The organism is Polaribacter sp. Q13, assembly GCF_016858305.2.
GTDB lineage: Bacteria > Bacteroidota > Bacteroidia > Flavobacteriales > Flavobacteriaceae > Polaribacter.
Map to the genome: position 1 here is coordinate 1954759 of NZ_CP074436.1, position 24571 is coordinate 1979329.

General features: G+C 31.0%; 20 protein-coding genes and 2 tRNA genes. 11 read left to right on the forward strand and 11 right to left on the reverse strand.

All coding sequences use genetic code 11. From position 1 onward, the window contains the following. Positions 1-132 precede the first annotated feature (132 nt). From gcvP to glgP, 4 genes are all read left to right on the forward strand, one after another. Entirely contained in the window at positions 133-3018 is a 2886-nt protein-coding gene (gcvP, locus tag JOP69_RS08220) for an aminomethyl-transferring glycine dehydrogenase (protein WP_203393909.1), read from the forward strand. A 307-nt stretch (positions 3019-3325) separates the two neighbouring features. Continuing rightward, positions 3326-4114 (forward strand): DUF1080 domain-containing protein, encoded by a 789-nt coding sequence (locus JOP69_RS08225; RefSeq protein ID WP_203393908.1) that lies wholly within the window; start codon positions 3326-3328, stop codon positions 4112-4114. 6 nt (positions 4115-4120) lie between these two features. Then, positions 4121-5083 carry a sugar phosphate isomerase/epimerase gene (locus tag JOP69_RS08230; protein WP_203393907.1) on the forward strand — a complete coding sequence of 321 codons (963 nt, stop codon included), beginning with the start codon at positions 4121-4123 and terminating at the stop codon, positions 5081-5083. 207 nt (positions 5084-5290) lie between these two features. Next, positions 5291-6931: an alpha-glucan family phosphorylase gene (gene glgP, locus JOP69_RS08235; protein WP_203393906.1), complete on the forward strand. Its 1641-nt coding sequence runs from the start codon at positions 5291-5293 to the stop codon at positions 6929-6931. A gap of 141 nt (positions 6932-7072) precedes the next feature. Here the strand turns inward: glgP and JOP69_RS08240 are convergent, their stop codons facing one another. The 4 genes from JOP69_RS08240 to JOP69_RS08255 all read right to left on the reverse strand — a co-directional run bounded on the left by JOP69_RS08240 (position 7073) and on the right by JOP69_RS08255 (position 11504). Then, positions 7073-7954, reverse strand: coding sequence for an NAD(P)-dependent oxidoreductase (locus tag JOP69_RS08240; protein WP_203393905.1), 882 nt, complete (start codon positions 7952-7954; stop codon positions 7073-7075). A 424-nt stretch (positions 7955-8378) separates the two neighbouring features. Then, a complete protein-coding gene (locus tag JOP69_RS08245; RefSeq protein ID WP_203393904.1) occupies positions 8379-9350 on the reverse strand; it encodes a YpdA family putative bacillithiol disulfide reductase in 972 nt (323 codons plus the stop codon). 15 nt (positions 9351-9365) lie between these two features. Further along, positions 9366-10880, reverse strand: a complete 1515-nt coding sequence (locus tag JOP69_RS08250) for an FMN-binding glutamate synthase family protein (protein WP_203393903.1) — start codon at positions 10878-10880, stop codon at positions 9366-9368. A gap of 372 nt (positions 10881-11252) precedes the next feature. After that, entirely contained in the window at positions 11253-11504 is a 252-nt protein-coding gene (locus JOP69_RS08255) for a type B 50S ribosomal protein L31 (protein ID WP_203393902.1), read from the reverse strand. A gap of 263 nt (positions 11505-11767) precedes the next feature. Between JOP69_RS08255 and JOP69_RS08260 the strand changes: the two genes are divergently transcribed. The 4 genes from JOP69_RS08260 to JOP69_RS08275 all read left to right on the forward strand — a co-directional run bounded on the left by JOP69_RS08260 (position 11768) and on the right by JOP69_RS08275 (position 15808). Further along, positions 11768-12811 carry a glutaminyl-peptide cyclotransferase gene (locus JOP69_RS08260; protein ID WP_203393901.1) on the forward strand — a complete coding sequence of 348 codons (1044 nt, stop codon included), beginning with the start codon at positions 11768-11770 and terminating at the stop codon, positions 12809-12811. Positions 12812-12933: 122 nt separating this feature from the next. Beyond that, positions 12934-14451: a hypothetical protein gene (locus JOP69_RS08265; protein ID WP_203393900.1), complete on the forward strand. Its 1518-nt coding sequence runs from the start codon at positions 12934-12936 to the stop codon at positions 14449-14451. 59 nt (positions 14452-14510) lie between these two features. Then, positions 14511-15191 (forward strand): SDR family oxidoreductase, encoded by a 681-nt coding sequence (locus JOP69_RS08270; RefSeq protein ID WP_203393899.1) that lies wholly within the window; start codon positions 14511-14513, stop codon positions 15189-15191. Positions 15192-15211: 20 nt separating this feature from the next. Continuing rightward, positions 15212-15808: a SprT-like domain-containing protein gene (locus JOP69_RS08275; protein ID WP_203393898.1), complete on the forward strand. Its 597-nt coding sequence runs from the start codon at positions 15212-15214 to the stop codon at positions 15806-15808. Positions 15809-15995: 187 nt separating this feature from the next. Here the strand turns inward: JOP69_RS08275 and JOP69_RS08280 are convergent, their stop codons facing one another. The 5 genes from JOP69_RS08280 to JOP69_RS08300 form a co-directional block, all read right to left on the reverse strand. Then, entirely contained in the window at positions 15996-17480 is a 1485-nt protein-coding gene (locus JOP69_RS08280) for a DUF389 domain-containing protein (protein WP_203393897.1), read from the reverse strand. Positions 17481-17600: 120 nt separating this feature from the next. Beyond that, positions 17601-17673: transfer RNA gene (locus tag JOP69_RS08285), tRNA-Lys, on the reverse strand. Positions 17674-17790: 117 nt separating this feature from the next. Further along, a tRNA-Lys gene (locus JOP69_RS08290) sits at positions 17791-17863 on the reverse strand. A gap of 55 nt (positions 17864-17918) precedes the next feature. Then, a complete protein-coding gene (locus JOP69_RS08295) occupies positions 17919-18692 on the reverse strand; it encodes an ABC transporter ATP-binding protein (RefSeq protein ID WP_203393896.1) in 774 nt (257 codons plus the stop codon). 3 nt (positions 18693-18695) lie between these two features. After that, positions 18696-19436, reverse strand: a complete 741-nt coding sequence (locus JOP69_RS08300; RefSeq protein ID WP_203393895.1) for an ABC transporter permease — start codon at positions 19434-19436, stop codon at positions 18696-18698. A 108-nt stretch (positions 19437-19544) separates the two neighbouring features. On the opposite strand from JOP69_RS08300, the gene pafA reads away from it, so the two are divergent. Then, complete coding sequence (pafA, locus tag JOP69_RS08305; protein ID WP_203393894.1) at positions 19545-21185, forward strand: alkaline phosphatase PafA; 1641 nt, start codon at positions 19545-19547, stop codon at positions 21183-21185. Positions 21186-21287: 102 nt separating this feature from the next. On the opposite strand, the gene JOP69_RS08310 is transcribed toward pafA, so the two are convergent. Beyond that, on the reverse strand, positions 21288-21962 hold the full coding sequence (locus JOP69_RS08310) for a PrsW family intramembrane metalloprotease (protein WP_203393893.1): 675 nt from the start codon (positions 21960-21962) through the stop codon (positions 21288-21290). Positions 21963-22069: 107 nt separating this feature from the next. Next, positions 22070-23005, reverse strand: coding sequence for a citrulline utilization hydrolase CtlX (ctlX, locus tag JOP69_RS08315; protein ID WP_203393892.1), 936 nt, complete (start codon positions 23003-23005; stop codon positions 22070-22072). A gap of 123 nt (positions 23006-23128) precedes the next feature. On the opposite strand from ctlX, the gene JOP69_RS08320 reads away from it, so the two are divergent. After that, on the forward strand, positions 23129-23797 hold the full coding sequence (locus JOP69_RS08320) for a M15 family metallopeptidase (protein ID WP_203393891.1): 669 nt from the start codon (positions 23129-23131) through the stop codon (positions 23795-23797). A 78-nt stretch (positions 23798-23875) separates the two neighbouring features. After that, positions 23876-24550: a hypothetical protein gene (locus JOP69_RS08325; RefSeq protein ID WP_203393890.1), complete on the forward strand. Its 675-nt coding sequence runs from the start codon at positions 23876-23878 to the stop codon at positions 24548-24550. The last annotated feature ends 21 nt before the right edge of the window (positions 24551-24571 follow it).

Sequence of the window (24571 nt, forward strand, 5' to 3'; positions counted from 1 at the left end):
CGTTTTTGCTTAAGAAATGGAGAAAATTATTTTATTATTTCCCTACTTTTGAGACTTTTAAAATCAATTGGTTTAGAGGTGATAAAACACAAACTATATCGATTGAAATAAGCCTAATCAAAACCTTATTACATGAATACAAATTTGTTTCAAAACAGACATATTGGACCTAATAAAAAGGAACAAGAAAAAATGTTATCTACTATAAAAGCGGATAGTTTAGATCAGTTAATTTACCAAACTGTTCCAGATGATATCCGTTTAGAAAATGAGTTAGATTTGGCGCCAGCTAAGAGCGAATATGAATATTTAGCACATATAAAAGAGTTATCAGAAAAAAATAAAGTTTTTAAAACTTACATTGGTTTAGGTTATCATGAGGCTATTGTGCCAAGTGTTATTCAGCGTAATATTTTTGAAAACCCGGGTTGGTATACTGCCTATACTCCATACCAAGCAGAAATTGCACAAGGTAGATTAGAAGCTTTGTTAAATTTTCAAACCATGGTTTGTGATTTAACAGGAATGGAATTGGCAAATGCTTCTTTATTAGATGAAAGTACTGCTGCTGCAGAAGCAATGGCTTTATTATTTGATGTTAGAGAAAGAGCCCAAAAGAAAGCTGGTGTAAACAAGTTTTTTGTTTCTGAAGAAATTTTACCTCAAACAGTATCTCTTTTACAAACTCGTTCTACTCCTATTGGTATTGAATTAGTGATTGGAAACCACGAAGAATTCGATTTTTCTGAGGATTTTTTCGGAGCCATTTTACAATACCCAGGAAAACATGGGCAGGTTTATGACTTCGCAGATTTTGTTACTAAAGCGAATGAGAACAATATAAAAGTAGCTGTTGCTGCAGATATTTTATCATTGGTAAAATTAAAAGCACCTGCTGAATTTGGTGTTGATGTTGTTGTAGGAACCACGCAACGATTCGGAATTCCATTAGGTTACGGAGGACCTCATGCCGCTTATTTTGCAACAAAAGAAAAATATAAAAGAAGCATGCCTGGTCGTATTATTGGTATTACCAAAGATATACATGGAGAACGTGCATTACGCATGGCATTGCAAACTAGAGAACAACACATTAAAAGAGAAAAAGCGACTTCTAATATATGTACTGCACAGGTTCTATTAGCTGTTATGGCAGGTATGTATGCTGTTTACCATGGTAAAAATGGTTTGCAATTTATTGCAGATTCTGTACACAACAAAACTAAATTAGTTGCAGATTACTTAGATAAAGCAGGTTTCAATCAATTGAATACTTCTTATTTTGATACTTTATTAGTAGAAATAGATTGTATTAAATTAAAATCTGTAGCAGAATCTTTTAAAGTGAACTTTAATTATGTTGATAAAAAACACATTTCTATCTCTATAAATGAAGCAACTACTCAAAAAGATTTAATGAATCTGTTTACCATTTTCGGTCAACTTAAAAAGAAACCTGTTGCTTCGGAAGCAGAAAGTGTAGGTGATTTTCATCAAATTTTAACACAAGAATCTTTTAATGCAGATTTTGAAGTTATTACAGAAAACACCAAAAGAAACACACCATTTCTAGAAAACAATATATTTAACACGTATCAATCTGAAACAGACATGATGCGTTATATTAAAAAATTAGAACGTAAAGATTTATCATTAAATCATTCTATGATTTCTTTAGGTTCTTGTACTATGAAATTGAATGCTGCTTCTGAAATGTTGCCTTTAAGCAATCCACAATGGGGAAATATTCATCCTTTTGTACCTTTAAATCAGGCGGAAGGGTATCAACAAATGTTAAAAAGATTAGAGCATCAATTAAACATTATCACTGGTTTTGCTGGTACTTCTTTACAACCAAATTCTGGTGCTCAAGGCGAGTTTACCGGCTTAATGACTATTAGAGCGTATCACGAATCTAACAACGATTCTCATAGAAACATCTGTTTGATTCCTGCTTCCGCGCACGGTACAAATCCTGCGTCAGCTGTTATGGCTGGTATGAAGGTTGTAGTTACCAAAACTGATGAGAAAGGAAATATTGATGTTGAAGATTTACGTGCTAAAGCAATTTTACATAAAGATAATTTAGCTGCTTTAATGGTGACATATCCTTCTACACACGGAGTATATGAAAAAGCGATTAAAGAAATTACACAAATTATTCATAATAACGGCGGACAAGTATACATGGATGGCGCCAATATGAACGCACAAGTTGGGTTAACAAATCCTGCAACAATTGGCGCAGATGTTTGTCACTTAAACTTGCACAAAACATTTGCCATTCCGCATGGTGGTGGTGGACCAGGAGTTGGGCCAATTTGTGTTGCTCCACAATTAGTTCCGTTTTTACCAACAAATCCGGTAATTGCTACAGGAGGAGAAAATGCCATTACAGCTGTTTCTGGAGCTCCTTGGGGTTCTGCTTTAGTTTGTTTAATTTCTTACGGATACATAACCATGTTAGGTGCAAAAGGATTGACCGATTCTACTAAAAACGCCATCTTAAATGCCAATTATATTAAAGAACGTTTGCATGGAAATTACAATACGTTGTATTCTGGTGAAATGAACAGAGCTGCACACGAAATGATTATTGATTGTCGTGATTTTAAACAAAACGGAATTGAAGTAGTAGACATCGCTAAACGTTTAATGGATTATGGTTTTCATGCTCCAACCGTTTCTTTCCCTGTTGCAGGAACTATGATGATTGAACCTACAGAATCTGAATCTATGGCAGAATTAGATCGTTTTTGTGATGCTATGATTTCAATTCGTGAAGAGATTAAAAATGCATCTAAAGAGAATGACAACAATCCTTTAAAGAATGCGCCTCATACGCAAGAAATGTTAACTGCAGATGAATGGGCATTACCTTACACTAGAAAACAAGCAGCTTTTCCTTTAGAATATATTGCTGAAAATAAATTTTGGCCTTCTGTTCGTAGAGTAGATGATGCTTTTGGAGACAGAAACTTAATTTGTTCTTGTAACCCAATTGAAGATTATATGTAGAACGCACAATGTTCTTTTAATATTTTAAAACCGTTTCTTTTTGAAGCGGTTTTCTTGTTTTAAAAAACCGTTATTTGCAATGTTGATGTTTTGATTCAAAAAAAGAACTCAACTGAACATGCTAAACTGAATGCATAAATGAATATATAATACAGTATTATTTGCGTTCAGAAAACAATTATACTTCAATTTTTAATAGTATTAAATGAACTCTTAGAAACATTTTACATACTCTTGTTAACATTAAAACAAAATATTTAAAATAAATTCGTCACTAATAATCTACCGTAAAAATTGAATCCAATATATGCATAAGCTAAAAATAATTCTATTACTAACTGCAATAACAACATTAAACTCATGTAATTCTAACACCCCAAAAACCGATAATGATTGGGTCTACCTTTTTAATGGTAAAGATTTAAATGGTTGGGTTACAAAAATAAACCATCATGAAGTTGGCGATAATTACGCCAACACATTTAGAGTAGTAGATGGTGCAATTCAGGTTAATTATAATGAGTATTCTGAATTTGGAGAACGCTTTGGACACCTTTATTATGAAAAACCTTTTTCTTCTTACCACTTAAAATTTGAATATCGATTTACAGACCAATGGATGGAAGATGCTCCTCGTGGCACTTATAGAAATAGTGGTGTAATGATTCATTCTCAAAATCCAAATAGTATATTAAAAGATCAGAACTGGCCAATTTCTGTTGAATACCAAATTTTAGCGGAGAGAGAAGAAAATGAATCTAGACCTACAGGTAATATGTGCTCCCCCGGAACAGAAGTGTTTTTTAAAGGAGAAATGGACCCGAAACACTGTATACCTTCAAGTTCTAAAACCTATAAATGGAATCAATGGTTGTCTGGAGAAGTAATTGTTTATAGAGATTCATTAATTACACATATTGTTGAAAACAATAAAGTCTTAAAATATACTAAACCACAAATTGGCGGAAAAGTAGTAAAAGGTTATGATAAGCGTATAAAAATTGACGGTAAACCTTTAAAGAAAGGATTCATCGCTCTACAAGCAGAAGGACAAGGAATTGAATTTAGAGAAATAAAAATTAAAAATCTTAATTAGAAAATAATGAAAAGAAAACTTACAATTTCATGTGTACATTTTATATTAATATTATTTGCAAATTTTCTATTAATATCTTGTAACTCTAAACCTCAATCATCAAAAACTAGCAACAAAACTTTATCTGCTAAACAAGAATCTACTTCAGATTTTAAAATATCACTTGCTCAATGGTCTTTACATAGAGCTTTTAAAGATGGTAGCTTAGATCCAATGGACTTCCCTAAAATAGCGGCTTCTTATAACATTTATTCTATTGAACTTGTAAATAGCTTTTATAGAACCAAAGTAAATGACAAGACATATTGGAAAACCTTTAAGCAAGAATGTGATGAGAACAAAGTAAGCGTTGGCTTAATTATGTGTGATCGTTTAGGAAATCTAGGAAATCCAAATATTAAGGAGCGAATGAAAACTGTAGAAAACCATTATGCTTGGGTAGACATTGCTAAATACTTAAGCGCTCATTCTATTCGCGTAAATGCAGCCGGTAAAGGTAACGCAGATGATGTAGCACTAAATGTTATTGATGGCCTTTCTAAGCTAGGTAAATATGCATCAGAAAAAGGCATTAATATCATTGTAGAAAATCACGGAGGAAACTCTTCTAATGGTGCGTGGCTTGCAAGTGTTATACAACATGTTGGAATGGAAAATGTAGGAACTCTTCCCGATTTCGGGAATTTCTGCTTAAGTCGTGATTCTGAGAAGAATTGTCTATCTGAATATGACAGATATAAAGGTATTAGCGAACTAATTCCTTTTGCAAAAGGGATTAGTGCAAAATCGTACGATTTTGATAAAACAGGTCGTGAAACAAAAATTGATTTTCTGAGAATGATGAAAATCGTAAAAGAATCTGGATTTAAAGGTTATATAGGTATTGAATATGAAGGGAATTCTCTTTCTGAACCTGAAGGAATAAAAACCACAAAAGCATTACTTGAGATGGTTTTTACAGAATTATAACAACTATAATACCTATTCCGTAAAATACTTAAAAAAACCTCTACCCTACCTTCAACTTGCAATGATTTTTATCACCAAAAACTAAAAGCAAACAAATTTCAATAAATTTATACCCATTAAAAATTTTACATAAAATTATTATTATCATTATACTATAAGTTGTGAATTTTCTTTACTTTTAATACTTAAAATTTAACAGAAAATTCTATGGAACATATATATAGTAAATGGCATCATCCTTACAAACCGGCAGCAAAATATAAAAAGAAAGTCGCGTATTTTAGTATGGAATTTGGTATTGATCAGGCTTTTAATATTTACTCTGGAGGTTTAGGTTTTTTAGCAGGATCTCACATGCGTTCTGGCTTAGAACAAAAACAAAATATGATTGGTATTGGTATGCTATGGAAATATGGCTACTACGACCAAGCAAGAAATGATGACCAAACACTAAAAACAGAGTTTAATGAAAAACACTTCGATTTCTTAGAATATACAGGTATTGAAGTAACTATAAAACTTCATGACAATCCGAATGTAAAAGTAAGAGCTTATGTTTTAAAACCAGAAGTTTTTGGAACCGTACCTATGTACTTTTTAAGTACGGATGTAGAAGAAAACGACCATTTAACTAGAACGATTACAAACCATTTGTATGATCAAAACCCAATAACTAGAATATCTCAAAGTATTGTTTTAGGAATTGCGGGTGCGAAGGTAGTAGAGGCTTTAGGAGGTGCTGACACCTACCATTTAAATGAAGGACATGCTTTACCTGCTTTTTATTATTTAAGAGACCAAGGTGTAACCAAAGAACAAATGGTATTTACAACGCACACTCCGGAAAAAGCCGGGAATGAAGAACGCGATGCGCGTCTTTTAAACAGATGTGGTTTCTTTGGCAGATCTCTTTCTGAAGAAGAATTACATAAAGAAATGGTGAATGGAGACATGGTTAATTATACCATATCTGCCTTACGAATGGCTAGAAAAGCAAACGGAGTTTCTAAACTTCATGCTATTGTTGCTAACGATATGTGGAAAGACTATGATGGTATCTGTGAAATAATACCGATTACGAATGCTCAAAATCAAAAATTCTGGCAAGATGAAACTATTAAAAAATCTTGGAAGAAAGGAAATACGACTGCTTATAAAAAGAAAAAACTGGAATTAAAAAGTGAACTTTTTGAAGAGGTATATAAACAGACTGGTAAAAAGTTAGATCCAAATGTATTAACAATTGTTTGGGCGAGACGTTTTGCGGGTTATAAAAGAGCCGATTTACTTTTACATGATTACGATCGTTTCAAAAGATTATTACATAACGAAAAATATCCTGTACAAATTATTTGGGCAGGAAAACCATATCCGTTTGATTATGGTGCTATTGACACCTTTAACCATTTGGTACATCAATCTAAACAAGAGCCAAATTTAGCCGTCCTTATTGGTTATGAAATAGATTTGTCTAGAAAATTAAAATGTGGGTCTGATGTTTGGTTAAACACTCCTAGAATAACACGTGAAGCTTCTGGTACAAGTGGTATGACAGCTGCAATGAATGGTTCTGTAAATGTTTCTACGGATGATGGTTGGATTCCTGAATTTAAAAAAGACGAAGAAAACTGTTTCGTATTACCTGCACTAGATTATAAGTTACCAACCTATGAGCAAGATAAATTAGACACAGATAATTTATACAATATTTTAGAGAACAAAGTATTACCAATGTATTATGGCGCTCCTAAAAAATGGCAAAAAATAGTATTTAAGGCTATGGATGATGTTATTCCGGAGTTTACCACTCAAAGAATGGCAGATGATTATTATAAAAAATTATTTTAAGTAAAATCTTAATCAATAAATCTTAAAAATAGAAAAACCTGAACAAATACATGTTCAGGTTTTTTTTGTTATAAATAGATGTTTGAAATATTGATTTTTAAACCAAAAAAACTTTAAGTTTAATTAAAAATAATTTCGACACTATTTTTTTAATTGCATGAAATAATCTAAAATTTCAGGTACATTTCCATTCCCCATATCAGCAGCTACTGCAGCTTGAAGGTTAGAAGATGTAGCTTCTGCTATTTTAGAAGTTGTACCAAGATCATTCATCATTTGTACAAAATATCCTAAATCTTTATTTGCATTGTTTATAGAGAAACCTAAATCACTTACGTTATCTACAGCATAATTCTTACAGAATTTCATGAATGGAGAATTTGACGGTCCAGAAGACATAATGTCAAATAATTGTTGCGTATCTACTCCAGCTAATTTTGCTGCAGCAAAAGCTTGAGACATTGCTACAACAGTAGTCATCCCCATAAAGTTATTGATCAATTTAGTTGTATGACCTGCACCTAAAGCTCCTAAATAGAAAACGTTTTCACCTTGCTCATCTAAAACGGGCTTCACTTTCTCGAAAGTATCTTTATTACCGGCTGCCATAATATTAAGCAATCCGTCTTTTGCATGAGCTGGAGTACGTCCAAGTGGAGCATCAATCATATCAGCACCTTTTGCAGCTAAATCTTTACCTATCTTAATAGTAGAAGCAGGAATAGAAGTTCCAAAATCAATTAAAACGGCACCTTCTTTAATTCCAGCTAAAACACCTTCTTCTCCATAAACTATTTTCTCAACAACTGCAGAAGTTGTTAAACAGAACATTATAATATCGCTCTTTTCTGCTAATTCTTTTGGTGAAACAGCTTCCGAAGCATTACCGCGAGCAATAACTTTTGCAACTTCATCTTTATTAAGATCCATTACTGTTAGCTCGAAACCTCTCTTTTGCAGATTTTCAACCATATTACCGCCCATAAGGCCTAGTCCGATAAATCCGATAGTGGGTTTTTTCATATTTACTTATTTAAATTATAATTGTAGCTACAAAGATATGCTTCTGTTAGCACTTACAAAAGTATTTAACCAAACTCAATGAAGGATTGATGCGTTAAATAAACATAAAAATAGAAGGAAAGATCCATCTTGATGTAAGAAAGAACCAAAAAAAACAACTCAAATAACTGATTTACAATAAATCACACAAGTAATTACTTATTAAAAGGGAGCAAACACCACACCTATCTACCTCATAATAAAATAGTTAAATAAATTACAATCATCAGTTAAAAAAAGTAAAATATGTAAATTTATACAGAAAAATAATGATTAAAAATCAAGATAATTGAACACAAACTATTCTTAAGGCAATACCATAAAAAGATTATAATGATTTCCAATTATCTTTAAAATGAAAAACAAACGAAGAACGATAAAGAAATTAATTATTATTTTTCCCTACTACATTATCAATAATCATCTTTGCATGAATGCGAGAGTTCTCTATAAACCACTTGTGCGTTTCCATTCCGCCACAAATAACACCCGCTAAGTATACGCCTGCCACATTGGTTTCCATAGTTTCATCATTATAAGTAGGAATTTTATTTGCATCTTCAGAAAAAGAAACACCAATTTCATCTAAAAGCGTAAAATTTGGCTTGTAACCTGTTAACGCCAAAACAAAATCGTTCTGTAGCGTTTCTATTCCTTTTTCTGTATTTATTGTAATCGTATCTTTCGCTATTTCTTTTACAGTACTATTATAAAAAACCTTTATACTTTCTTCTTTTATACGGTTTATAATATCCGGTCTTACCCAATATTTTACACGCTGTCCAACCTCTGTTCCTCTAATAATTAAGGTAACGTCTGCACCTTTTCTATAACACTCTAAAGCTGCGTCTACAGACGAATTACTTGCCCCTATAACCGCCACCTTTTGTCCTGCATAAAAATGAGGATCATTATAATAATGAGAAACTTTTGGTAAATCCTCTCCAGGGACATCTAACAAATTTGGAATATCATAAAAACCTGTTGCAATAACAATGTTCTTAGATTTGTAGCTGTTTTTATCAGAAACAATGGTAAACTCATTATCTACTTTAGAAACTGACGTTACTTTTTCAAACAAATTGATATTTAATTTGTTTGAAGTAGCTATTCTTCTGTAGTATTCTAAAGCTTCACTTCTTCTTGGCTTTGCTTCTTTACTAATAAACGGAATTTCATCGATCTCTAATTTCTCTGAAGAAGAAAAAAACTGCATGTTCACCGGATAATTGTACACTGAATTTACAATAGGACCTTTTTCTAGAATTACATACGTCAACCCTTTTTTTTGAGCTTCTAAACCACAAGCAATACCTATTGGACCTCCTCCAACTATAACAATATCTAAATTTTTCATAAAATAAATAAGATTTTAATTAGGATAAAAAATTTCTTCTAAACTAACAACTTCTTCATCTTTTCTACGTCTAAAAACTTGATTAGCTTTTATATCTGAAATAGACGCTACTCCCATTGCTGCAACAACCTCTTTAACTGCTTCAATAGTTTTATTGTGGTAATTTTTAACACGTACATTTTTCTTTTCTACCACTAATGCTTTTACCAAATCGTCATCTTGTGTAGCAACACCAACAGGGCACGTATCTAAATTACATTCTCTAGCTTGTATACACCCTAAACTCAACATAAAACTTCTTGCCATTCCAATTGCATCTGCACCTAAAGACAAGTATTTTATAATATCGAAAGCATCAATTGCTTTTCCGCTTGCAATAATTTTTATTTGATCTTTTAATTTATGTTTTATTAAAAGTTTATTTACAAAAACTAATCCTTCAACAAGTGGCGTGCCAATATAATTAGTAAACTCCATTGGTGCAGCTCCCGTACCGCCTTCTCCTCCATCTACTGAAATAAAATCTGGATAATTATTAGCATCTGCAAAAGCTTGCATCATGGTTTCAATTTCTTCGTTATTACCCACACAAAATTTGATTCCTACGGGTTTTCCTCCAGATAAATCTCTTACTTTTTGTATGAAAATAATCATTTCTTCATAGTTAGAAAATGCGGAATGTCCTGGAGGTGAATCTACTTGTGTAAACGGAATAACTCCACGAATTTCTGCAATTTCTTCTGTGTTTTTTACTGCCGGAAGAATTCCTCCATGTCCAGGTTTTGCTCCCTGAGAAAACTTAATTTCAATCATTTTTACTTCCGGACGAATGGCATTCGTTCTAAAAATTTCGTCATCAAAAAAACGTTTTCCATCGGCATCGTGTTTTCCTGCGCCGAAATATCCAGTTCCTACTTGAAAAATAACATCTCCTCCTTGTAGGTGATAAGGTGAGATACCACCTTCTCCAGTATTATGAGCAAAATTACCCATTTTTGCTCCTTGATTTAATGCCATAATTGCATTTTTACTCAAAGAACCAAAAGACATTGCAGAAATATTAATGATAGAACCATCATATTTTTGAGTACACCTATCTGAACCAAAAACAATTCTTTCTCCTGCAATATGATGATGATCTTTTGGAAACAAAGAATGCTTTACAAATTCATACCCCTTTGCATAGACATTATGCTGTGTACCAAAAGGAACTGTTTGTTTAGATAATTTGGCACGTTGATATACAATACTTCTTTTTTCTCTATTTATAGGCGTACCATTTAAATTGTCTTCTATAAAATATTGTTGAATTTTATCTCTTTCATCTTCAAAAAACCATCGTAAACGTGCTATTACAGGAAAAGCTCTTAACAACGAATGCTTGGTTTGAAAGCTGTCATAAATTGCTAGTAAGGTTAGCAAACCAGAGATAGCTAATAAAATAATAGTGCCAATTTGCGGAATGAAGTAAACTAAAACTCCGGATAAAATAGTGATTCCTATAAAAATAGAAAGTATGGTATTTCTCATTATAAAATAGTTATTTAAAAGACTTTAAAAATAGTCATTTAGTACGATATTTTGCACAAGCCTTACAAATAGTTTGCGTTAAGGATTGCAACGGCATCCTTTTTATGCTTAATAATGTCATTGCGAGGCACGAAGCAATCTGTTTATAGAAAAGCAAGATTGCCACAGAAAGAAAAAAACTTTCTTCGCAATGACAAATTCAAAAAAGATATAGTGAAAAGCCTGACCTTTAGGGAACGCCCAAAATAATATATTTACCACATAGACACATAAAAAACATAGCGCTATGTAAACCATGTGTCTATGTGGTAAAAAAGAAAACTCCAACAAATAAATGTTGGAGTTTTAAATATGTTGAAAATTCTAAAAAAATTATTTTTTGAATTTTGCGTATTTGTTTTTAAATTTATCGATACGTCCTGCAGCATCAATAAGTTTAGATTTACCAGTGTAAAATGGGTGAGATGTTCTAGAAATCTCTAATTTTACTAAAGGATACTCAACACCATCAACTTCTAACGTTTCTTTAGTGTCTACAGTAGAACGTGTTAAAAATACATCTTCGTTAGACATGTCTTTAAAAGCTACCATTCTGTAATTTTCTGGATGAATTCCTTTTCTCATTTTATTATATTTTAATACTTTAATGTTATGTTTGCATGAGTAAAGTTGGTAAGGCTTACTCTATTCTCTAAATAGTTGTTTTTTACTATTTTGAGGATGCAAATTTAACTATATTTTTTAATTAACAAATAAATATTTCGTTTTTATTTGGTCTAATAAACACAATAGTTACTTTTACACCTACTTTTGTTGATGAATAGCGGTTTTTTATCACTTTTTTGAATACTAAAAAGATTAAAATTTAATATAAAAAATTACAAAAAATGAAAAATAGTACTCTATTGGTTGCTTTTTTAGCGTGTTTCTTACTAATTACATCTTGTTCTGATGTGTATAAATTTAGCTTAAACCATAAAAAACAAGTTACTTTAAATTCTAATTTAGAGGTTACTCTAAAAGAAAAAGAAGACAAACCAGTAACTAATGTCCAGTTTTTTGTGAATGGAAAAGAAGTTTCTTCTGAAGGAAATACGGCTTCTATAAACACCACTAATTTGGGTGTTGGAAAACATAAAATATCTGCCTTGATTTTTTATGCTGAAAAAACTAAAAAAGAAAATAGTTTTTTTGAGGTTTTAGCTGATAAAACTCCTATTGTTTATGACTATAAAATTATAAATGAATATCCGCATGATAAAACTGCTTACACACAAGGTTTAGAATATCACGATGGTTTTTTATATGAGAGCACAGGTCGTAGAGGTCAATCTAATCTTAGAAAGGTTGAAATTAAAACCGGTAAAGTTTTACAAAAAATAGATTTAGATAAAAAGTACTTTGGTGAAGGTATGACTATTTTTAACAACAAAATTTATTGGTTAACATGGCAAGGTAAAAAAGGTTTTGTGTATAATTTAGAAACCTTTAAACAAGAAAAAGAGTTTGCATACAATAATAGTGCAGAAGGTTGGGGTTTTACTCATAACGGAACTCAGTTGATAAAATCTGATGGTACTTCTAAAATTTGGTTTTTAGATCCGGATACTTTAAAAGAACTAAAATCAATACAAGTATACACCAATAAATATGCAGTAGATAACTTAAATGAGTTAGAATTGATCAATGGAAAAATCTACGCGAACAAATATCAACAAAATGCTATTGTTATTATAGACCCTAAAACGGGTGTTGTAGAAGGTATTGCAAATTTAAAAGGTTTGCATGCAGAAATGGAAAAAACTCAGAAGTTAGTGCCACAAGACGAGGTTTTAAATGGTATTGCTTTTGATGCAGAGAATAATCGTCTTTTTGTAACAGGTAAACATTGGGGCAAATTATTTGAAATTGAATTGATTAAAAAACAATAATTATCATCATAAAAAGTTCTAACCTTAATACATTTTAAGATTTAAAAATAAAAACAAATTTTACCACATAGAAACATAGACAACATATTGCTATGTATAGTGGTATTTTTTATAAAAACAACATGAGATACACTATATACCTCTTCTTAATTATTATTGTTGCTTCTTTAGGTTCTTGTAGAAAAGATTTTGACACTACACCTAGTTTAGGAAAATTAGAATTCTCTAAAGACACCGTTTTTTTAGATACCATATTTACAAATATTGGCTCTGCAACCTATAATCTAAAGGTTTACAACAGAGGAAAAAACGCAATCACCATTCCCGAAATAAAATTAGAAAACGGAACAAGTTCTAACTACAGATTAAATGTAGATGGAATTCCTGGAAAAGATTTTAAAGACATCGATATTCTTGCCAAAGACAGTATTTTTATATTTGTAGAAACTACTATAAATGCTAGCAATGTTTTAAATCCGCTTTACACAGATAGAATTTTATTCGACTCAGGAAGTTCTCTACAAGATGTAGACCTGGTTACTTTAGTGCAGGATGCTAATTTTATTTTTCCGGGTAAAGATGCCGTTACTATGAAAATTGATAGCCTAACTTTAAACGGAGAACCAACCACTTTAAAAGGTCGTTTTTTAACGGACTCAGAGCTAACAATTACCAATATAAAACCTACTGTTATTTATGGTTTTGCTGCTGTACCCGCTAATAAAACATTAACTATTGAAGCTGGAGCAAAAGTATATTTTCATGATAATTCTGGTTTAATTGTAGATGATAAAGCTACTTTAAAAGTAAACGGCACTTTAACTGAAAAAGTAGTTTTTGAAGGCGACCGCCTAGAACATGCTTTTAGTGAAACCGCCGGACAATGGGGTACTATTTGGATGCGTGCCGGAAGTAAAGACAACGAAATGAGCCATACCATTATTAAAAACGGAATAATAGGTATTTTGGTTGATAGTATCGGTACTCCTTCTACCCCAACTTTAAAACTACAAAACACAGAAATTTACAATAATTCTAGCTATGGTATTTTAGGTAGAGAAGCAAATATTGAAGGAAACAATGTGGTAATTGGTGCTGCAGGACAAGTTTCTTTAGCAGCAACTATTGGAGGAACCTATAATTTTACGCATTCTACTTTTGCAAACTATTGGAACAGCGGTTTACGTCAACTACCTGCTGTTTTAGTGAACAACTTTTTTGTGTATTCGGATGCAACCGGACAAGAAATTATTGAAACAAGAAATTTACATGCAGCAAATTTTACCAATTGTATTTTTGATGGAAACAATAATATAGAATTTATCTTAGACAAAGTTGATGGAGGCGGAATCTTCAACTACAACGTTCGCAATTCTATGATTAAATTTACAGACTATAATGATAGTTATGCCGATAATTCCGAATTAGATTTTTCCAATTCTTTTTACCAAGACAATATTATAAATGGAAAAGCTCATTTTAGAGATACTCAAAACAGTGATTTTATTATTGGCGAAGTGTCTGATGCTATTAACAAAGCAAAATCAACTGCTTTTTCTACAGATATTTTAGGGGTTGACAGAACAACAAACCCTGATATTGGAGCATATCAACATATTACTTTTGAAAAAGAAGAGTAATTTTCTTTTGACTAATAGACAAATAAATTGAAGCAAATTGCTTCTTTAAATTTTTACAAATGAAAAATATAGTTATAACAGGAACCAGTAGAGGAATTGGTTTTGAACTAGCAAAACAATTTGCAGAAAACGGACACAATGTTTTAGCTTTATCTAGAAACACAAAACCACTTTCTGATTTCAATCATAAAAACATTACATTATTTTCTGTTGATTTATCTGTAAATTCAGATTTAAAAAAAGTAACAGATTATATTAAAAACAACTGGAAACAAGTTGATATTTTAATCAATAATGCAGGTAAATTAATTAACAAACCTTTTACAGATTTATCTTCGGATGATTTTTTAGAAGTCTATAAAGTGAATGTTTTTGCTGTTGCAGAAATCACTAAATTAATGATTCCTTTTATGCAAAAAGGAAGTCATGTAGTTACAATAAGCTCTATGGGTGGAATTCAAGGAAGTCTAAAATTTCCTGGATTAGCCGCATATTCATCCGCCAAAGGCGCTGTAATTACTTTATCAGAATTATTAGCAGAAGAATATAAAGAACAACAAATAGCTTTTAATGTTTTAGCTTTAGGCGCTGTACAAACAGAAATGCTAGAAGAAGCTTTTCCTGGATATGAAGCTCCAACCACTGCTACAGAAATGGCAAATTATATTTTTGACTTCTCTTTAACAGGAAATAAGTTTTATAACGGTAAAGTATTACAAGTTTCATCTACAAACCCGTAAGCACTAAGCAAAATTAAAAATTGAATTCAAATTATCAAAATTTCGTTCCTTTAAAAGCAATTCCGTTTATAGAATTTCTAATAAACGAGCATTCTTTTACGCTAAAAATTGTAAATCAGAGAGAAACAAAACATGGTGATTTTAGACAATTACCAGACGGAAGGTTTCAAATTACGGTAAATAATAATCTTAATAAATATCAGTTTTTACTAACGCTAGTGCACGAAATTGCCCATCATGTTACGCATCAAAAATTTGGACGCGTACAACCTCACGGTAAGGAATGGAAAATGGTTTTTCAGCATTTAATGTTGCCTTTTTTACGTCCAGAAATTTACCCCATGGAGATGCTACCTTTTTTAGCTAGGTATTTTAAAAACCCAAAAGCAAGTACAGATACTGATGCCGATTTATCTTTAGCCCTAAGAGGAAATGTAGCAGAAACTGGCAAACATTTTATTTTTGATATTCCTTTTGGTAGTTTATTCGTCTTTAAAAACACGATCTACAAAAGAGGAAATAAACGTAGAACGCGTTATGAATGCATGAATATGAGTAACAAGAAAGTCTATTTATTCAATCAAAATGTAGAAATTGAATTTTATAAAAACGGTTAGCGTTTATTTACCTTAATAACATCACTTATAGAGTAATTCGTTTAACAAATTAGGTTATCTAACAAGTTATTTTTTTGTCAATCTGAATTTATTTCAGATTCTTATGAATATTGAATATAGATAGGTTAAGATACTGAAACAAGTTCAGTATGACAATATTCAAAACTTTTAGAAAGCTCCTTAAAGCTTATCTTTCTCTTTTGAGAAACAACGTATCTAAATCCATTTCTTTTTGCAACCAAGGACGTAATTTACTTTCTTTTATGTTAATAATGCTATCTGTTAACTTTAAGTTCCATTTAATAGTTGCCGTAGGAATAGTATCTATATTAATAAAATCTTTTGAAAATAAAACTTTTGAAAATCCGATTTCTTCTATATCACTATATAGAATTTTTGCCTCTTTAGAAATTCTACTAAAAGCAATTGCATTTTTATCATTATGCAGTGCATCATTTTCAATCCTTGTATTTAAAGCAGAAATAGTTCCTTCTAATTGGATTATTTTGTTTTGAAGTTCTTCTATCTGTTTTTTACTTTCAATCAACTCTTCCTTTTTCTCTGTGTAAGCTGTTGTTATCAACTCAAAACTTTTAGTATCACTTCCTTTAATATTAATTTTCACTTCTTTTAAGCGATCATATCTTGGGTCATTAACCAAACTACTTTCTAACATATTTTTCTCCGCAGCACTTACTTCATTAAAGAAATTTAGCTTTAAAACCTTAGTATCTGAATCATAATCCTCCTCTATCAGTTGAAAATTTTCAATAGTCTTTACTTCATTCTTTACAAAGGTTTTTAACTGTGCATTTACTCTACTTTCTTCCAAAGCATGTAAAAATGTATACACTGCAGGAATCATAACAGCAATACCTACAACCGTTGCAACAGTGGCATACCGTTTTCTTCTTGCTGCATTTGCGTATTTATGCATAGGAAAACTCAACAACTTTAAGACTATAAAGGTTGCCAAAGCGATAAAAATAGTATTAATAGTAAACAAATATAAGGCACCAAAAGCGTACGTAAACCCAACAACATCTCCAGAAAAACCTTTTGCCAAACCATAACCAGCAGTACACAATGGAGGCATTAAAGCAGTAGCAATTGCTACTCCAAAAATTACAGAAGCTACAGTTCCTTTTTTTGTTTTAGCAACCATTAAGGCCAAACCACCAAAAAAAGCTATCAGTACATCTCTAATATCTGGTTTTGTTCTGCCTAATAACTCTGAAGTATCTTCACTTAAAGGAAAAAAATAAAAGAATACAAATGACGCTAACAAGCTTAACACAATCATGGTAGTTAAACTTACTACTGATTTTTTAAAAACATCAATATCATTAATAGCAAAGGCACTTCCAATACCTAAAATGGGGCCCATTAAAGGAGATATTAACATAGCTCCAATAACCACAGCAGTAGAATCTGCATTTAACCCAATAGAAGCCACAAAGACAGCAAAAATAAGAATCCAAGCAGTAGCCCCTTTAAAAGGAATATCTGCTTTAATAGCTTCCATGGTAGCTTCATGGTCTGTATCGTGTCTAAAGTCTAAGAGTTCTATTAAATATCTTTTTATACTAGAGAGTAATCCCCTAGCTTCATCTTTCATTTCTTGCTTAGATTGATCTACCTTTTCCTCAACTACCTTATTTTCTTCTTCCATCAAAATTAAGTTTCTTTTTAACTTGGGAAAGATACAAAAATTTAAAACCGACAATTAAACAGCCTCTATTTTTTTTGCATAAAAAAAGCTTCACATTTCTGTGAAGCTTCTAATTTAATGTGACCGGGCTGGGGCTCGAACCCAGGACCCTCTCCTTAAAAGGGAGATGCTCTACCAACTGAGCTACCAGGTCATTTATTTTATCTTAATGACTAAAAGATACGCTTAATTAAAATTCGAAAAACAACGCTTCTCGATGCAATTACTTTAATAAAAAAACTTCACATATCTATGAAGTTTTAAAATTTTGTGACCGGGCTGGGGCTCGAACCCAGGACCCTCTCCTTAAAAGGGAGATGCTCTACCAACTGAGCTACCAGGTCGTTTATTTCCTTTTAAGCGGCTGCAAAGATATACTTTAAATTAAATAAAACAAATCTATTTATATTTTTTTTCATTTAAATATGCTTCTCTAACTTTCTTAAATAAATTAGAAGAATACACAAAACTCACAACAGCTTCATTATCAGTTTTAAATATATCTTCATTAGTACCTTCCCAAGCTTTTCTACCTTCTTTTAAAAAAATTATTTTTTCTCCAATTTCCATTACAGAATTCATATCATGCGTATTAATTACGGTTGTAATTTTATATTCATCTGTAATTTCTTGAATTAAATTATCTATCACAATTGCAGTTCTAGGATCTAAACCAGAATTTGGTTCGTCACAAAACAAATATTTTGGGTTCATTACAATAGCTCTTGCAATGGCAACCCTTTTTTGCATTCCTCCAGAAAGCTCTGCTGGTAACTTTTTATTTGAATTTTGTAAATTAACTCTATCTAAAACAAAATTTACACGATCTAACATCTCCACATTAGATTGATTAGTAAACATTTTTAAAGGAAACATTACATTCTCTTGTACCGTTTGAGAATCGAATAATGCACTTCCTTGAAAAACCATACCAATTTCTTGTCTCCATTGCTGTTTTTCTTTTTCTGTAAATTTTGTATTTATTCTACCATCAAAAGAAATAGTACCATCTTCTGGGGTATGCAAACCTATTAAAGATTTTATAAACACCGTCTTACCAGAACCACTTTCACCAATAATTAAACTAGTTTCGCCAGGAAGAAAAGTAGCAGAAATACCTTTTAATATTTTTGCTTCTCCAAAACCTTTATGTAAATTATTTACTTCTATCATTTTTTAGGTTAAAAGCATTTGAGTTAAAAAATAATTTGCTATTACAATTAAAATAGTCGTCCAAACCACAGCTTGTGTACTTGCTTTACCTACAGCTATAGATCCTCCTTTTACATAATACCCATGATAAGAAGGTACTGTAGCAATTAAAAAGGCAAAAACTAACGTTTTAATAATTGCATAGGTTAATAAAAAAGGATCAAAATCTGTTTGAATTCCTTCTATATAACTTGCACCAGAAAAAAGCCCCGATAAAACCCCAGTAACCCATCCTCCTAAAATACCTAAAAACATCCCTAATGATATTAAAAAAGGATAAAAGAAAACAGTAGCAATAACTTTAGGTAAAACTAAATGACTTAATGCATTAATTCCCATAACTTCTAAAGCATCAATTTGTTCTGTAACACGCATTGTACCTATACTAGATGTTATATAAGACCCAACTTTACCTGCTAAGATAATTGAACAAAAAGTAGGCGCAAATTCTAAAATAATTGAACGTTTAGCGGCAAAACCGATTAAAGATTCCGGAATAAAAGGATTGTCTAAATTTAAAGCAGTTTGCAATGCAATTACACCTCCAATAAAAAAGGAAATAAACATAATAATCCCTAAAGATTTTAAGCCTAATTCGTCAATCTCTTTTACCAAAGCTTCATAAAAAACTTTTCCTTTTTGTGGTCTTTTAAAAACACGACCTAACATGAGAAAATATTTACCAATATGTTCTAGGTAACCCATTCATTTTAATTTTGTGCTAAAGTATTAAATTATCATTAATAGTCTGTTAAATTGACAAAATCAAACCAAAAAATAATTACTTTTGGTCTATAATTTATATCTGTACTTATGAAATTTAAATATCTTTTTAGTTTTCTATGCTTATTTCTTTTTTTAGGAAACAATAAAATATTAGCACAAAACAAACAACCAAAATTAGTTGTAGGTGTTGTTATTGACCAAATGAGATACGATTACTTAACTCGGTTTTCTGATAGATTTGGAAAAGACGGATTTAATAGAATCCTAAAAAATGGGTTTTCATTAGAAAACGCTCATTATAATTATATACCAACCTATACAGCTGTTGGACACACTTCTATTTATACCGGAACAACGCCAAGTGAACACGGAATTATTTCTAACAATTGGTATGACAAATATTTAAAAAAATCTATTTACTGTGTAGATGATTCTTCTTATGAAACCGTTGGAAACAATGGAAAATATGGGCAAAAATCACCTAAGAGACTTTTTACATCAACCATAACAGACCAGTTACACTTGGCTCAAAACATGCATGGAAAAACAATTGGAGTTTCAATAAAAGATCGGTCTGCAATTTTACCTGCAGGTCATTCTGCAAATGCTGCTTATTGGTATGATGGTGGTAATTTTAATACCTGGGTTACCAGTACTTTTTATATGAATAAATTACCAAAATGGGTTAAAGATTTTAATGCAAACAACAAGGCAGATACATACCTTAATACTCCTTGGAAAACATTATACGATATAAAAACATATACCAATAGTAGAGCTGACGATAATATCTTTGAAGGAAAACTTAAAGGACAAAAAACTCCAACTTTTCCGAAAGACCTAAAAGCATTACGATCTAAAAACGGAAATTTCGATTTAATAAAAACTGTACCTGCGGGTAATACATTTACTGCAGACTTTGCTAAAGCAGCAATTATAGGTGAAAAATTAGGTAAAAGCCTATACACAGACTTCTTAGCTGTAAGTTTTTCTCCAACAGATTATGTTGGTCATAAATATGGCGTTTCTGCCATAGAAACAGAAGACACTTATTTACGTTTAGACAAAGATTTAGCAGATTTACTACTGTTTTTAGACCAACAAGTTGGAAAAGATAATTATACATTATTTTTAACGGCAGATCATGCAGCTGTTCACACACCAGCTTATTTACAATCTTTAAAAATTCCTGCTCATTATTTAAATATTAAAAAGTTTAAAGAATTTATTTTAGAAACTACTAAAAAGTATTTTAATTCTGTAGATTTAATTGAAAACGTTTCTAATTATCAAATATTTCTAAACAAAGAAAAAATAGAATCTTTAGGTTTAGAAGTAAACACTGTAGCTCAAAAATTAGCAGATGAAGTCCTTAATTTTGATGGAATTTACAAAGCAGTAACTGCAAGAACTTTACAAACAACACATTTCTCTTCAGGTATTTTAAATTCACTACAAAATGGTTATAATCAAAAATTATCTGGAGATGTTTTAATGATTCCTTATCCTGCTACTTTAACCGGAGGCAAAACAGGCACAAGCCATGGTTCTGGTTATTCTTATGATACCCATGTACCAATTATTTTCTATGGTAATGGTATCAAACAAGGGGTATCATCTAAAAGATATAATATTACAGATATTGCACCAACTATTGCAAACTTATTAAAGATTGAAGCTCCAAACGGAACAAGTGGTGTTGTTATTGATGAAGTTTTAGAAAAGTAAATAGCACATTTTACTTGGTTAAAAGATTATTTTAGACTCCTATTTCTGGAAAATAAAACTACAAAAGCAACCCCAAAATAAATTTTGGGGGTTGCTTTTTAATTATACTTTAAAAACAGAACTGTTTTGGTGTTTTTTTATCGCTTTTCTAGAAAGCACAATTCCTAATATTAAAGAAATAAAGGCTCCTATAGAAATCCCTGGAATAAAGTTGATAAACAGAAAAAAATCATAAGCCCCATGAAAAAGTACTGCAAAGAACAACCCTGCTAAATTTAAAGCTATTCTATTTTTAGAAAACTTAGCTTTCCCCATAAAATAACCCATTAAAATTGCAAAAGTAGCATGTGCCGGTACCGCCGTAAAAGCCCGTATAACACCTGTAGAAACCCCATGTTGAAAAACATATAATACGTTTTCTAACGTGGCAAATCCCATAGAAACCATAACAGCATATACAATACCATCAAAAGGCTCATTATATTCTTTATTTCTTTGTGCAAAATATTTTACAATTACATACTTAGAAAACTCTTCAACAAAAGCAACCACTATAAAGGCTTTTATAAACTGTTGAAAAATATTTGTAACCTCTGTTATAGGAAATAATTTATCAGCAAACCCACCAAGAATTACAGTTATTAAAACACTTGCAGTTGCGCCTAAAAGAAAATTCTTAAATAAAAAAGGAATCGGTTCTTTTTCAAACTTATCTTTAAAATAAATATAAAGTATAATAACCGTAGCAGGAGCAATAGCAAGAAGAAGTAAATGCATTAGAAAATATAACTAGATTTTTATAAAAAACGTAAAGATTAGTATAAATTAGGCTTAAACTTCTTTTATAACTTTACGTTTTTCTTATTTCTTTTTAAAAATTAATATTATTTCTTAGGTAAGAAAACTTCTGCCATCATGCAACGTGCACTTCCACCACCACAAAACTCAATAGTATCTAAAGGACTCGAAATAATTTTACACTGATTGTTTATTTGTGCTTTTTGCGATTGTGTTAAACTATTAAAAGCAACTTGACTCATTATTAAAAAACGTTCATCATCTTTACCACGAACTTGTAACATATTTCCTGCAAAATTAGTTACTTGCTCCTCCGTAATATCAATTACTTTTTTACCATCTTCTTTTAAATGTTTCAACACATTTTTACGTTCAGATTTATCATCAATAGAAGCCAAACAAATGACAGCTAAGTTTTCTGCAACACACATCATAACATTGGTATGATAAATTGCTACTCTCTTATCATTTACTGTCTGATTTGCTGTAAAAACAACTGGCGTGTATTCAAAATCCTCACAAAACTCGATAAACAATTCTTCATCTGCTCTAGGAGAAAGCGCACAATATGCCTTATTATTTTCTCTATCTAAACAGATACTTCCTGTTCCTTCTAAAAATATATGATCTTCTTCTGCCGAAGTATAATCTACTATATTTTCTATTAAAAAACCTTCCTTTTCTAATTCTTCTAAAATATCCTCTCGTCTTTCTAAGCGTCTATTTTCTGCAAACATAGGATATATCGCAACAGTACCATCTTCATGAAAAGAAATCCAATTATTAGGAAAAATAGAATCAGGGGTATCAGACTCCTTTGTATCAGAAACTACAATTACATGAATTCCAAAACTGCGTAATTTTTCTACAAAAGTATCAAACTCATATTGTGCTTTTGTATTTATTGTTGATGGAAGTGTATCATCAATTTCTTTTTGATAATAGTTATTTACAGCAGTTTGCTCATTCATCCTAAAAGCAATAGGACGAATCATTAAAATTGTATTTGTAGTTTGATTCATTTAATTCATTTATTTAAAACAAAATTAGCCTTTTTTTTAATCACTATAGATTTGAATGATTTTATTTTTGGATATAAAATCATTCTAAAAGTTTATTATTATCTTTTTGTTTATTTTTACTTCATGAAAAAGATACTTCCAATTTTTATATTCTTAATTTCTTTTTATTCTTTCGGACAAGAACTTCCCGATGGATTTGTCTATTTATCTGACCTAGATAAATCTATACAACTAGAATTACGATATTTTAGCAATAATAATTTTATAGGAAAACCAATTGATGGATATCATAAAAATTGTATAATTGTTACAAAAGCGTCAGCTAACGCTCTTATAAAAGCGCAACAAAGCCTCCGTAAAAAGGGTTTAAGTCTTAAAATATTTGATGCCTACAGACCTCAACAAGCCGTAAATCATTTTGTACGTTGGGCAAAGGTTTTAGAAGATACGTTAATGAAATCAGTATATTATCCAGATGTGCCAAAATCGCAATTATTTAAAAGAGGTTATATTGCCTCTAAATCTGGACATTCAAGAGGAAGTACTGTAGATTTAACAATTGTAAATACAAAAACAGGCAAAGAACTAGACATGGGTAGTTCATTTGATTATTTTGGAAACAAGTCTCATTACCTCTCTAAAATCATCACTCCAGAACAACAAAAAAACAGAATACTACTTAGAAATATCATGGCTAAATATAATTTTAGACCTTACAATAACGAATGGTGGCATTTTACTTTAAGACATGAACCCTTTCCTACTACCTATTTTAATTTTCCAATAGAATAAGAAGTTTTAACAAAACAGAAACACACTTCGCTCAAAATCGGCATTATATTTGCAGAATTGCTTGAAAGCATCATATAAATGAAAACAAAAATTAATTTTCTTCTTTTTTTAACTATTTCCTTATTCTCTGTTTATCAATTATCTGCACAGTTAGATTCTAATTCAGGAACCAAAGAAAAAGGTAACACTAAAGGACTTGTTTTAAATAATTCTAAAGAAGTTACAAAACCTAAAGCATTAGAATTGGCTGGAAGCGATGGTTTTAAAAATGCTTTTGATAAAGAAAACGATAAATTAAAAAAACAAAAAGAAGAAGACGATCTTAATAATAAAGGCATTTTAACAAAAGAAAAGCTAAGAGAAGAACATTTTTTAAAGGCTTTTAAAAAAATAAACGGACAATACCTATATCCAGTAATAGATCAAGACTTAGGTAGTTTTAGAACAGATTCTAAAAGTGTAAACATTATCTGTAGAGACTTCCAATACCCAGACGGAGATAAAGTGACCATACTTGTAAATGATATTCCGGTTATTCATAACATTACCCTAAAACAAAGTTATCAAAAATTTAATATCCCTTTAGAGGTTGGTATTAATAAAATTGCTTTTAAAGCCTTAAACCAAGGTTCTTCTGGACCAAATACTGCCGCTTTTAAAGTTTATAATGATGCAGGCCTACTACTCTCTTCTAATGAATGGAATTTAGCAACAGGTGCTAAAGCAACAATAGTAATAGCTAAAGACAAATAACTACCTTAAAATATTTTGTTT